Source organism: Phaeobacter sp. JH204B, from assembly GCF_048055755.1.
Lineage (GTDB): Bacteria > Pseudomonadota > Alphaproteobacteria > Rhodobacterales > Rhodobacteraceae > Phaeobacter > Phaeobacter bryozoorum.
Window position 1 is genome coordinate 55,246 of record NZ_JAYMXF010000032.1, and the last position, 12,136, is coordinate 67,381.

Sequence of the window (12,136 nt, forward strand, 5' to 3'; positions counted from 1 at the left end):
ACAAAGCCCCGCACCGAAGCGGCGCGGGGCTTTGATTCAGAGCGGCGCGGCTGGCGTGCTCAGCTCGCGCGTTTGATGCCCATCACCCGGGCGCGGGCGCGCGGGTCACTGTCAAAGAGAGCGGCCAGCTGCTCGGTCATGGCGCCTGCCAGCTGTTCAACATCGGTGATGGTCACGGCGCGATCGTAATAGCGGGTGACGTCATGGCCGATGCCGATGGCCAGCAGTTCAACCTGTTTGCGCCGCTCGACCATCGCGATCACATCACGCAGGTGTTTTTCCAGATAGTTGGCCGGGTTCACCGACAGGGTGCTGTCATCCACCGGCGCGCCATCGGAGATCACCATCAGGATCTTGCGGGCTTCCTGACGGGCGACCATGCGGCGGTGCGCCCATTCCAGCGCCTCGCCGTCGATATTCTCCTTCAGCAGGCCCTCTTTCATCATCAGGCCAAGATTGTCGCGGGTCCGGCGCATCGGCGCATCGGCGGCTTTGTAGATGATGTGGCGCAGGTCGTTCAGACGGCCGGGGAGTTGCGGGCGACCGTCATTGAGCCAGGCCTCACGCGCGAGCCCGCCTTTCCACGCGCGGGTGGTAAAGCCGAGGATTTCGACCTTCACGTTGCAGCGCTCCAGAGTGCGGGCCAGAACGTCGGCGCAGATCGCGGCGATGGAGATTGGCCGACCGCGCATGGAACCGGAGTTGTCCAAGAGGAGCGTCACCACGGTGTCGCGGAATTCGGTGTCTTTCTCCCGTTTGAACGACAGCGGCGTGGTGGGGTTGGCCACCACGCGGGCCAGACGGCCGGCGTCCAGAATGCCCTCTTCGAGGTCAAACTCCCACGAGCGGTTCTGCTGCGCCTGAAGGCGGCGCTGCAATTTGTTGGCAAGCCGCGAGACGGCCCCTTTCAGCGGTTCCAGCTGCTGGTCCAGATAGGCGCGCAGCCGTTCCAGCTCCGCCGGTTCGGCGAGATCCTCGGCGGCGATTTCCTCGTCATGGGCATCATCGAAGACCTTATAGTCGGGATCAGCCTCCGACACGGCGGGCGGCGGTGGCGGGTCCAGCGGAGCCTCGCCATCGGGCATTTCGGTATCTTCAGCCAGCTCTTCATCGGCCATCTCGTCCATCGAGACCTGCGCCTGGCTTTCGTCCTGCTGCTGCTCCTGGGCCTGTTCGGGGTTGGCGTCGGCCTCTTCCTCTTCGGAGTCGTCCTGACCGCTGCTGTCGGGGTCCTGCTGCTCCTCGGCGTCGTCTTCGGCGTCGCTGTCCTGTTCGTCGTCGAGCTGATCCGGGTCGTCGCCCAGCTGGTCGCCATAGCCCAGATCGGTGATCACCTGCCGCGCGAATTTGGCGAATGCGGCCTGATCCTCGATGGTGTCACCGAGATTGGCCAGTGTGTCGCCGGCCTGCTGCTCAATGAAACCGCGCCACAGTTCCATGACGTTGGCGGCGGCCTCGGGCATCGGGCGGCCGGTCGCCAGATGGCGGATCAGATAGCCGGCGGATACCGCCAGCGGCGCCTCGGTTGCGGATTTGATCTGGTCGTAACCCTTGCGCAGGGCTTCGTTCTGGATCTTAACGTCGATATTGGAGGCGGTGCCGGGCATGTGCCGCGCGCCCATCGCCTCGCAGCGGGCGGATTCCAGCGCCTCGTAGAGATCAAGCGCCATGTCGCCGGGGGGGGCATAGCGGGCATGGGTGGCGGGGTCGTGGAATTTGTGGCGCAACGCCAGCGCATCGGCGGTGCCACGGGCCAGCAGCACCTCTTCGCGGGTCATCCGTCGGGAGACCTGAGGCAGCCGCATATTGTCGCCGGACAGACCGGCAGGGTCGACCGAGTAGGAGACGTTCAGCTCGGAATCATTGGCCATGACCTTGGTGGCTTCGGCCAGCGCCTTCTTGAACGGATCGGCGGGGTTGTCGTTGGGCTTTTTCATGGTCGCACCTAGTCCCTTGTGAGCATCCCCCCTCGTGTCGGAAAAGTCCAGTGGCACTGCTGCGGATAGGGCAGCGCCGGTCCCGGCGGGGTGAGAGGCGAAGCGCCCGCCCGTTTTGCCGGAGGCAAACCTTCGGTCTGGCGGGGGCAGTTCGGGCGCTGCCCGGCCTTGCGGCCGGGCGGCACATTGCTGTTAGCCCAGCGAAACGCTCGCGGCGCTTTCCGGCAGCTCTTCGTCAAAGCAGCGCTGGTAGAACTCGGCCACGGTCTGGCGCTCCAGCTCGTCGCATTTGTTCAGGAACGACAGGCGGAAGGCATAGCCCACATCGCGGAAAATCTCGGCGTTCTGGGCCCAGTTGATGACGGTCCGCGGCGACATCACGGTGGAGAGATCGCCGTTCATGAAGGCGGTGCGGGTGAGATCGGCGACGGTGACCATCTGGCTGATGGTCTTGCGACCCTTCTCGGTGTTGTAATGCGGCGCCTTGGACAGGACGATGGCGCTTTCGGCGTCGTGGCTGAGGTAGTTCAGCGTGGCCACCAGCGACCAGCGGTCCATCTGGGCCTGGTTGATCTGCTGGGTGCCGTGATAGAGGCCAGTGGTATCGCCCAGACCAACGGTGTTGGCGGTGGCAAACAGGCGGAAGAACGGGTTCGGGGTGATGATCTCGTTCTGATCGAGGAGCGTCAGCTTGCCGTCATGCTCCAGAACGCGCTGGATCACGAACATCACGTCCGCGCGGCCCGCGTCATATTCGTCGAACACGATGGCAACCGGGTTGCGCAGCGCCCAGGGCAGGATGCCTTCGTGGAATTCAGTGACCTGCTTGCCGTCGCGCAGCTTGATCGCGTCCTTGCCAATGAGGTCGATCCGGGAGATGTGGCTGTCGAGGTTCACCCGGACGGAGGGCCAGTTCAGGCGCGCGGCGACCTGTTCGATATGGGTCGATTTACCGGTGCCGTGGTAGCCCTGGATCATCACGCGGCGATTGTGGCTGAAGCCTGCCAGAATGGCCAACGTGGTCTCGGGATCGAATTTATAGGTCGGATCCAGAGCCGGAACCCGGTCGGAGCCGTCGGCGAAGCCCTTGACGGTCATATCCGTATCAATTCCGAACACATCGCGCACCGAAAGGGTCTCGGTGGGTTTCGCGTTCATATCCAGCATACCGTCGGTCATCGCAATCGATCCTTATCCTCATCCGCGCAGCGTCCGTCGGCTGGCGGCAATCCGGTGGATTGGTGCCTGATCTTGTCTGCAATCGCAAGGGGCCAAGGCCGGGTTTGACCAGCTGTCGTGACGTTTGGTCTCAATCTGGCACTAAGGCCGCGCCTGGCCGGGCCAGTTGCGCGCGTGTCGGGGGGGCATTCCGGCCCGCGCCCCTGTGTTCTGCCGGTGGCAGGGTGTGGCGGCAAACGCATAGCGGGGTTGCGTCTGCTGGTGGCTTCTGGTGCCGGATGAGCCAAATGAACCCTGTACAAAAGGGGGCAAAGCCGATATCAGCGCGCACTTGGATGATGCCATCCGCGTTCCTGCGCAGTCGGGGACATTCCCGATATTCGGCGTGCCCTTTGGCGGCGCGCCCCGCAGCAAGCGAAATGAAATCTTGAAAACAGCACTCGAACAAGCGCTTCAGGCGCGCGGCTACGAGCATTTGACACCCGTTCAACAGGCCGTCACCGCGCCCGAGCTGGATCAGTCCGACCTTCTGGTGTCGGCGCAGACCGGTTCCGGCAAAACCGTAGGCTTCGGCCTGGCGATGGCCCCTACATTGCTGGGTGAGGCCGAGAAACTGGACCGGGCCGAGCTGCCGCTGGCGCTGGTCATCGCGCCGACGCGCGAACTGGCGTTGCAGGTGAAACGCGAACTGGGCTGGCTCTATGCCGAGGCCGGTGCGCAGGTCGTCTCCACCGTGGGCGGTATGGACATGCGCGACGAACGCCGCGCGCTGGAGCGTGGCGCGCATATCGTCGTGGCCACCCCCGGTCGTCTGCGCGATCACATCATGCGCGGCTCGATCAACCTGTCGCAGGTACGCGCCGTGGTGCTGGACGAAGCAGACGAGATGCTGGATCTGGGCTTCCGCGAGGATCTGGAGTTCATTCTGGGCGAATCCCCGGAAGACCGCCGCACCCTGATGTTCTCGGCAACTGTGCCGACCGGTATCGCGCGTCTGGCGGAGACCTATCTCAAGGATCACCAGCGGATCAAAACCGTGGCTGAAGCCTCGCAGCACGCGGATATCGAATACCAGATGCTGGCTGTGGCGCAGCGCGACGTCGAAAACGCCGTTATCAACGTGCTGCGCTTCCACGAGTCGCCCAATGCGATCGTGTTCTGCAACACCCGTGCGGTGGTGAACCGGATGACCACGCGGCTGAGCAATCGCGGATTTTCCGTGGTTGCCCTGTCGGGCGAGCTGTCCCAGGCGGAGCGGAGCAACGCGTTGCAATCCCTGCGCGACGGGCGGGCGCGGGTTTGCGTGGCTACCGATGTGGCGGCGCGCGGGATCGACCTGCCGAAGCTGGATCTGGTGATTCACGCGGATCTGCCGTCCAGCCACGAAACCCTGTTGCACCGCTCGGGCCGTACCGGCCGTGCCGGGCGCCAGGGTGTGTCCGCGCTGATCGTGCCCCCAAAGGCCAAGGGCAAGGCCCTGCGCCTGCTGCGTGCCGCCAAGATCACCGCAGAAACCAGCCCGGCCCCCAGTGCCGATGATGTGCGCGCCCGCGACTTTGAACGTCTCTTGGGTGACAAGGCCTGGAGCGAGCCGGTCAGCGAAAATGAGACCGCCCCGGTGGCGGAACTGGTCGAGCGTTTCTCTCCCGAGCAGCTGGCCGCCGCCTATCTGCGCCTGTTCCACGACCGCCACAGCGCGCCGGAAGAGCTGAGCGATCCGCAGATGGACAAGCGCGAGCGGGAAGAGCGGGCGCCCTTTGGCCCCTCCGTCTGGTTTGCGGTCAGTGGTGGTCGCAAGGCCGGTGCAGAGCCGCGCCGCCTGCTGCCGATGCTGTGCAATGCCGGCAATCTGACCAAAGACGACATCGGCGCGATCCGCATTCAGTTCGACCAGAGCTATGTCGAGGTGCGCGAAAGCAGTGCCGATGCGTTCTGGGGTGCGGTCAAACATGGTGAGCTGGAAGAGGGCGCCACGGTAACGCGTCTGGACAAGGCGCCAGATCTGCCGAAATCGCCGCGCCCGCAGAACCGGGACCGCGATGGTTTCCGCGATGACAAACGTGGCCCCCGTGGCCAGGATCGTGGTGAGCGCAAGCCCTACGGCGACAAACCCAGCTATGACAAGCCGCGCGGTGACAAACCCCGTGGCGACAAGCCTGCCTATGGTGACAAGCCTGCCTATGGTGACAAGCCTGCCTATGGTGACAAACCGGCCTACGGTGACAAGCCACGGAGCAGCAAGCCCTATGGCGACAAACCCCGTGGCGACAAACCCAGCTATGGCGACAAGCCCAGCTATGGCGACAAGCCGCGCTTTGAGAAACCAAAGCGCACGGGCGAAGGCGGCAAGGCCACGGTGACTGCGCGCGGCCCGTCGGATCGTGCCGCCAGCCCCTCAAAACCCGCCAAACCGGCGGTTCCGGGCAAGCCCAAGGGCGATTGGTCCAATCCGGGGAAATCGGGCCGCAAGGGCGCACCGCCACCAAAGGGCAAGCCGACGAGCAAGAAGAACAAGGCCCGGGCAGCAGTTGCCAAAACCGGCGGAGCGGCGCGGCCGCAGCGCAAGGGCAGCTAACATCCGAGCCTGTCAGCAAGACAGAAAGCCACGGCACCGATCTGCCGTGGCTTTTTCATTTGGGGACAAATCTCTGCCCCGCGCCGATCCGTAGCTGTCGCGTGGCGGGCGTCTGAACGCTGCAAGCTTCTGGCGTTGCAAAACCCAGAGGTTGCACAAAGAAAAAGCGCCGCTTGCGCGACGCTCTGGTTTTCTGTCTGGCTGGTTCGGGGCGCAACTACCGCTTATTTGAAGCTGCGGCTGTCCTTGATCTGGTCCCAGGCCCAGACCACCTCTTGCAGCTGTTCTTCCTGGCTGCGGTCGCCACCGTTCATGTCGGGGTGCAGCACCTTGATCAGCTTCTTATAGGCTTTGCGGATGTCTGCCTTGCTCCAGTCGTCCTTGGCCTCAAGCACTTCCAGCGCGCGGCGTTCGGTCGGGGGCAGGCGGCGCCCGGCCTGGGCTGAGCGCCCCGGATTCCGGGTGGCGTTCTGGCCCAGCACCTGATGCGGATCCTCGATGCCCAGCCGCGCCCAGGCGCGCGCCTCGGGGTCACCCATCGGTTTGGTCTGGCGTTCCCAGACCTTGTCCTTGGATTGCTGGGCGTTCAATTCGGCCTCGGTGGTGCCTTCAAAGAAGTTCCACTTGGTATTGTATTCGCGCACGTGCTCCTGGCAGAACCAGTAGTAATCATCCAGCACATCCGGTGCCTTGGGCGCGCGGAATTTGCCGGGTTCATCGCAGCCATCCTTGTCGCAGATGCGCTGCGAGGTCTCGGACGCGCCGGTGGCGGCCCGCCGGCCGCGGGGGTTCTTTTTCTTCGCTGACCGGATGGACATATCGAAACCAAAGGGATCTGACTTGGTCATGGGGCGCACCTTCTAGACGCAACTGTTCGACTCGGAGGCAGCAGTTTAGTCTAAGGGGCGGCAGATTGAAGGGGGCTGGGAAAATTAATACGGGGATTTTTATGCAGGACACGCCAGAATGAGCATCCGTGAAGAGATCGAGACGCGTCTGCGCGACGCATTTGCACCACGCGCATTGCGGGTTGAGGATGAGAGCGACCAGCACGTCGGCCACGCCGGTCACGACGGGCGTGGCGAAAGCCATTTCAACGTATATATCCGGGCCGATGGCTTTGCCGAGATGTCCCGCGTGGCGCAGCATCGCGCCGTGCATAAGGCGCTGGGCGATATCGTGCCGCGCATCCACGCGCTGGCGCTGGATATCGGGGTCTAGCGGCGGAAGTCAGGCAAAGCCCCGCCGATGTGCCACAATGGCAACGCTGGCGGGGAATTGCATCCGGGGGCTGGTCAGCTGTTTGCCGGATCCTCGGAGGATTTTTCCGATCTGGTCAGTTTTGGTTCTGCTTTTGGCGCGGGTTTGGCGGCGCCATCTTTCGGGGTGGCGGCAAGGCTGGCGCGGGCTTTCAGGGCGGCGGTCAGGCCGGAGACCGGGCTCAGCTCCTCGACGCCGTCATCGGCGACCATGGAGCGGGCGCCCCGGCCCGGAACGGCAATTGCGCCTGCCGGGGCCTCTGGGTCGCCGGCGATGGCGATGGGTGGCGCGACAGCGCTGGTGGTGGCCGGGCCAAGCGTCGGGACTGCTGGTGTCTCCTCCGCGGGGGTCGCTGTGGCAGCTGCCGCTGTGCTGTGATCCGCCGCTTGGGCGGGGGGCTGCGCTGCGAGCTGCGCGGTGATCTGGGCGGCCAGCTGAGCCACGGCCTGAGCCTGCAACTGCTCGGCGGCGGCTGGCAGCGCACGGCGGAAGATCAGCACGTTGCGCCAGTTCGTCGTCGAGCCGGTCAGCCCGCTGCGCTCTTCGGATGGCAGCAGCTCCGCGCGCTGATATTCCCAGCCCTCTGCCGCCATGTCGTTCAGCAGGATATCAATGGAATTGGCAAAGCGGGCTTCGGCGGTTTTGACGCCCTTGGCCTTGGTGCCCTTGGCGGGGGCGGGGACAACTTTGTATTCAAAAGCTTGCATAAACGTCTCCTGTGTCGGCGGCAGGTTTAGCGCAAGCGTGCGGGGGGTCAAGCGTCCGCGTTCCCCATGGGCGGGGACCTGTCGGGCGGCAGTATACCCCAATTGCCGCTGCGGCTTCCAGATCATCGCGTTCGGGTTGGGGTGTGGCAGCGCCTTTCACAGGACAAAGGGCGCCACCGGGGCGCCCTTGCGTGGTTCTTATCTGAGGGGCGTTGCGTGCCCGGTGGCCGGATCAGCCGCCCAACTTCTGCGCCACCAGCTTGTTCACGGCGGCCGGATTCGCCTTTCCGCCGGTGGCCTTCATCACCTGGCCGACAAACCAGCCTGCCAGTTTCGGGTTCACCTTGGCCTTCTCCACTTGCGCGGGGTTGGCGGCGATGATCTCGTCCAGCGCGGCTTCGATGGCGCCGGTATCTGTCACCTGCTTCATGCCGCGCTCTTCGACGATCTGAGCGGGGTCGCCGCCTTCATTCCAGACTATCTCAAAAAGCTCCTTGCCAATCTTGCTTGAGATTACGCCTTCACGAGTCAGGAGAATGATTGCCCCGAGTTGTTCAGGGCTGATGGGGCATTCGCCTATTTCAAGACCCGCATTTTTCAAAGCACCAAACACGTCGTTCACGACCATGTTCGAGATGCCCTGTGCAACGGTGTGGCCAGAGCTCTGGCTTTGTTTCGTGTCGACACCTTTGGATTCGACACTTGAAACAACAGCTTCGAAGTAGTCAGCAGAAGCAACTTCAGCGGTTAGTACGGACGCGTTGTAGTCAGTAAGTCCAGAATCCTTGATGAAGCGCGCTTTCTTTTCGTCCGGCAGTTCCGGCAGGTTGGCGGCGATGTCATCCACCCAGGCCTGTTCGATTTCCAGCGGCAGCAGGTCCGGGTCGGGGAAGTAGCGGTAGTCATGCGCTTCTTCCTTGGAGCGCATGGAGCGGGTTTCGCCCTTGTCCGGATCGTACAGGCGGGTTTCCTGCATGATCTCGCCACCTGCCTCGATGATGGCGATCTGGCGACGGGCTTCGACCTCGATCGCCTGCTGGATGAAGCGCATCGAGTTCATGTTCTTGATTTCGCAGCGGGTGCCGAGGTGGGAGAAGTCCTGGGTTTCCTGATATTTCTCGTACTGGCCCGGCAGGCAGACGGAGACGTTGACGTCGGCGCGCAGGTTGCCGTTCTGCATATTGCCGTCGCAGGTGCCGAGATACTGCATGATCTGGCGCAGCTTGGCGATATAGGCGGCGGCTTCTTCCGGGCCGCGGATGTCGGGGCGCGAGACGATCTCCATCAGGCAGACGCCGGTCCGGTTCAGGTCGACAAAGGACATGTTGGGATCCATGTCGTGAATCGACTTGCCCGCGTCCTGCTCCATGTGGATCCGCTCCACACGCACGTTGCGCGCGGTGCCGTCGCCCAGTTCCACCAGCACTTCGCCTTCGCCCACGATCGGGTGGTAAAGCTGGGAAATCTGGTAGCCCTGCGGCAGGTCGGGGTAGAAGTAGTTCTTGCGGTCAAAAGCCGACCACAGGTTGATATCGGCCTTCAGGCCCAGACCGGTGCGCACCGCCTGTTCAATGCAGTATTCGTTGATCACCGGCAGCATGCCGGGCATCGCCGCGTCCACAAAGGCCACGTTGGAGTTCGGCTCGGCGCCGAATTTGGTGGAGGCGCCTGAGAACAGCTTTGCATTGGAGCTGACCTGAGCATGCACCTCCATACCGATGACCAGTTCCCAGTCATGCTTGGCGCCCGCGATCACCTTGGGCTTGGGGAGTTCATATGTCAGGTCGAGCATGGTTTTCCGCCGTATCCGAATGTCCGATGTTGGCAAGCGTTCTAGGCCCCCGCGCGGGCAGGGGCAAGGGGGCATTGAGGGGCAGAATGGTACATTGATTTGCCCTTTTGCATGGGCCGCAGGTCCGGGAAGCGCCCGTCCCGCGCCCATGGGCGGGCGCTTCACGCCCACCCTCGGGACGGACTCTGCCCTTCGCAATGGTTCGCTCGGGGCTGATTCAGCCTCTTGGCGAGACGTTCCGGCAGGGCTAGTACTGGCAGCCCGAGCAGAATTTTCAGGAGGCCGCCTTGGACACATCCGCCCGCATCAGCCAGACCATTGCCACGGAAATCGGCGCCGCCGCCAAACAGGTGAGTGCCGCCGTTGCGCTGCTGGATGAAGGCGCCACAGTGCCCTTTGTCGCGCGCTACCGGAAGGAGGCCACGGGCGGGCTGGATGACACCCAGCTGCGCACGCTGGCGGAGCGTCTGGACTATCTGCGTGAGCTGGAAAAGCGCCGCGCCGCCATCCTTGACTCGATCAAGGGGCAGGACAAGCTGACCGACGATCTGGCCGCCTCGATTGCCAAGGCGGAGACCAAAGCGCAGCTGGAGGATATCTATCTGCCCTACAAGCCGAAGCGGCGCACCAAGGCGATGATCGCCAAGGAGAACGGGCTGGAGCCGCTGGCGGATGCCATTCTGGCCGACCGCAGCACCGACCCGGAGGCGCTGGCCGAAGGCTATGTTACCGAGGCGGTCGTGACGGTGAAGGACGCGCTGAACGGCGCGCGGGATATCCTGACCGAACGGCTGACGGAGAATGCGACCCTTTTGGGCAGGCTGCGGGAGTTCCTGCAGAAGGAGGCGGTGCTCACCGCCAAGGTGGTCGAGGGCAAGGAGCAGGAGGGGGCGAAATTCTCCGACTATTTCGCGCATTCCGAACGCTGGGCGGATGTGCCCTCGCACCGGGCGCTGGCGATGCTGCGGGGATCAAACGAGGGCGTGCTGACGCTGGACGTCGGGCCGGAGCCGGAGGAAGGCGTGGCGCGCGCCGAGGCGATGGTGGCGGCGGTGCTGGGCGCGGGCGGCAACGGGCCGGGAGATGTCTGGCTGCGCAAGGTCGCGGGCTGGTGCTGGCGGGTGAAGCTGTCGCTCTCGATGATGCTGGAGCTGATGGGCGATCTGCGCGGCCGGGCGCAGGAGGATGCGATTCAGGTTTTTGCCCGCAATCTGAAGGATCTGTTGTTTGCCGCGCCAGCCGGTGCGCGGCCGACTCTCGGGCTGGATCCGGGCATTCGCACCGGCGTCAAGGCGGCGGTGGTTGACGCAACCGGAAAACTGGTGGCCACCGAGACGTTGTACCCGTTCCAGCCGAAGAACGATCTGCGCGGGGCGCAGGTGTCGATTGTGAAGCTGATTGCCGAACATGGCGTTGAGCTGATCGCCATTGGCAACGGGACCGCCAGCCGCGAGACCGAGCGGATGGTGGCGGAGGTGCTGCAACACCTGCCGGCCAAGGTGAAGGCGCCGACCAAGGTGGTGGTGTCTGAGGCTGGTGCCTCGGTCTATTCCGCCTCTGAGCTGGCGGCGCGGGAGTTCCCGGATCTGGATGTCTCCTTGCGCGGTGCGGTCTCGATTGCCCGCCGCCTCCAGGATCCGCTGGCGGAACTGGTGAAGATCGAACCGAAAAGCATCGGCGTTGGCCAGTACCAGCATGATGTGGACCAGCACAAACTGTCGAAATCGCTCGAGGCGGTGATCGAGGATGTGGTGAACGCCGTGGGGGTGGACCTCAACATGGCATCGGCGCCGCTGCTGAGCCATGTCTCGGGGCTTGGTCCCGGCCTGGCGGAGGCGATTGTGGCGCATCGTGACATGAACGGCGCGTTCAACTCGCGCAAGCAGCTGCTGAAGGTCGCGCGGCTTGGCCCCAAGGCATTTGAGCAATGCGCGGGATTCCTGCGGATCCGCGATGGCAAGGAGCCGCTGGATGCGTCCTCAGTTCACCCCGAAAGCTATGATGTAGCGCGCAAGATCGTGGTGGCCTGCGGCCGTGATATCCGCCAGATCATGGGCGATGGTGCGGCGCTTAAATCCTTGCGGGCAGAGGATTTTGTGGGCGGCGACGTGGGCCTGCCGACGGTTCGGGATATCTTTGCGGAACTGGAGAAACCGGGCCGTGACCCGCGCCCGTCTTTTGTGACGGCGTCCTTCAAGGATGGGGTGGAGACGATCACCGACCTGAAACCCGGCATGGTGCTGGAAGGCACGGTCACCAATGTCGCGGGTTTTGGCGCCTTTGTAGACATTGGGGTGCATCAGGATGGGCTGGTGCACGTGAGCCAGCTGGCCGACCGCTTCGTGAAAGACCCGCATGAGGTGGTGAAGACAGGACAGGTGGTCAAGGTCACTGTCACCGAGGTGGATGTGCCGCGAAAGCGCATCGCCCTCACTATGAAGAAGGACGGCGGTGCCTCAGCCAAAGAGGAGCGCAATGCTCGCGGCCCGGCCAAGGGCGCAGCTCCGCAGCGTGGTGGCAAGCCCGGTGGGCATTCGGGCGGCGGCAAGCGCCAGATGTCCGCTGGCCCGAAGGGTGGTCAGGGCAGGGGGCAGGGTTCAAGTCAAGGCTCTGGCCAAACCACGGGCGCGCTGGGTGCGGCCCTGTTGGATGCGTTCAAGAAAACCTGAGCGATGCTGCGCGGCCC

General features: G+C 63.9%; 8 protein-coding genes. 3 read left to right on the forward strand and 5 right to left on the reverse strand.

Annotation, left to right across the window (positions count from 1 at the left end):
* Window positions 1–59: 59 nt before the first annotated feature.
* Together cobT and cobS are read right to left on the reverse strand one after the other, a co-directional pair.
* A complete protein-coding gene (gene cobT, locus VXL81_RS18045) occupies window positions 60–1,937 on the reverse strand; it encodes a cobaltochelatase subunit CobT (RefSeq protein WP_416536768.1) in 1,878 nt (625 codons plus the stop codon).
* Between the two features lie 192 nt (window positions 1,938–2,129).
* Window positions 2,130–3,116, reverse strand: coding sequence for a cobaltochelatase subunit CobS (gene cobS, locus VXL81_RS18050; protein WP_416536769.1), 987 nt, complete (start codon window positions 3,114–3,116; stop codon window positions 2,130–2,132).
* A 427-nt stretch (window positions 3,117–3,543) separates the two neighbouring features.
* Here cobS and VXL81_RS18055 point away from each other — a divergent pair, with 427 nt between their 5' ends.
* On the forward strand, window positions 3,544–5,691 hold the full coding sequence (locus tag VXL81_RS18055) for a DEAD/DEAH box helicase (RefSeq protein ID WP_416555501.1): 2,148 nt from the start codon (window positions 3,544–3,546) through the stop codon (window positions 5,689–5,691).
* A gap of 224 nt (window positions 5,692–5,915) precedes the next feature.
* On the opposite strand, the gene VXL81_RS18060 is transcribed toward VXL81_RS18055, so the two are convergent.
* Window positions 5,916–6,539 carry a DnaJ domain-containing protein gene (locus VXL81_RS18060; RefSeq protein ID WP_340545061.1) on the reverse strand — a complete coding sequence of 208 codons (624 nt, stop codon included), beginning with the start codon at window positions 6,537–6,539 and terminating at the stop codon, window positions 5,916–5,918.
* Window positions 6,540–6,657: 118 nt separating this feature from the next.
* On the opposite strand from VXL81_RS18060, the gene VXL81_RS18065 reads away from it, so the two are divergent.
* The gene (locus tag VXL81_RS18065; RefSeq protein WP_340545062.1) at window positions 6,658–6,912 is read left to right on the forward strand and encodes a BolA family protein; all 255 of its coding nucleotides are present in this window, start codon (window positions 6,658–6,660) and stop codon (window positions 6,910–6,912) included.
* Window positions 6,913–6,986: 74 nt separating this feature from the next.
* Here the strand turns inward: VXL81_RS18065 and VXL81_RS18070 are convergent, their stop codons facing one another.
* Entirely contained in the window at window positions 6,987–7,658 is a 672-nt protein-coding gene (locus VXL81_RS18070) for a DUF4177 domain-containing protein (RefSeq protein WP_416545368.1), read from the reverse strand.
* 232 nt (window positions 7,659–7,890) lie between these two features.
* Window positions 7,891–9,450: an Asp-tRNA(Asn)/Glu-tRNA(Gln) amidotransferase subunit GatB gene (gene gatB / locus VXL81_RS18075; RefSeq protein ID WP_416555538.1), complete on the reverse strand. Its 1,560-nt coding sequence runs from the start codon at window positions 9,448–9,450 to the stop codon at window positions 7,891–7,893.
* 287 nt (window positions 9,451–9,737) lie between these two features.
* Between gatB and VXL81_RS18080 the strand changes: the two genes are divergently transcribed.
* On the forward strand, window positions 9,738–12,119 hold the full coding sequence (locus VXL81_RS18080; protein WP_416555503.1) for a Tex family protein: 2,382 nt from the start codon (window positions 9,738–9,740) through the stop codon (window positions 12,117–12,119).
* Window positions 12,120–12,136 lie beyond the last annotated feature (17 nt).

Excerpts from the sequence above, each read along its gene's own strand:
- VXL81_RS18065 (WP_340545062.1), top strand. The coding sequence starts at position 6,658 with ATGAGCATCCGTGAAGAGATCGAGACGCGTCTGCGCGACGCATTTGCA.
- gatB (WP_416555538.1), bottom strand. The coding sequence starts at position 9,450 with ATGCTCGACCTGACATATGAACTCCCCAAGCCCAAGGTGATCGCGGGC.
- VXL81_RS18060 (WP_340545061.1), bottom strand. The coding sequence starts at position 6,539 with ATGACCAAGTCAGATCCCTTTGGTTTCGATATGTCCATCCGGTCAGCG.
- cobS (WP_416536769.1), bottom strand. The coding sequence starts at position 3,116 with ATGACCGACGGTATGCTGGATATGAACGCGAAACCCACCGAGACCCTT.
- cobT (WP_416536768.1), bottom strand. The coding sequence starts at position 1,937 with ATGAAAAAGCCCAACGACAACCCCGCCGATCCGTTCAAGAAGGCGCTG.
- VXL81_RS18070 (WP_416545368.1), bottom strand. The coding sequence starts at position 7,658 with ATGCAAGCTTTTGAATACAAAGTTGTCCCCGCCCCCGCCAAGGGCACC.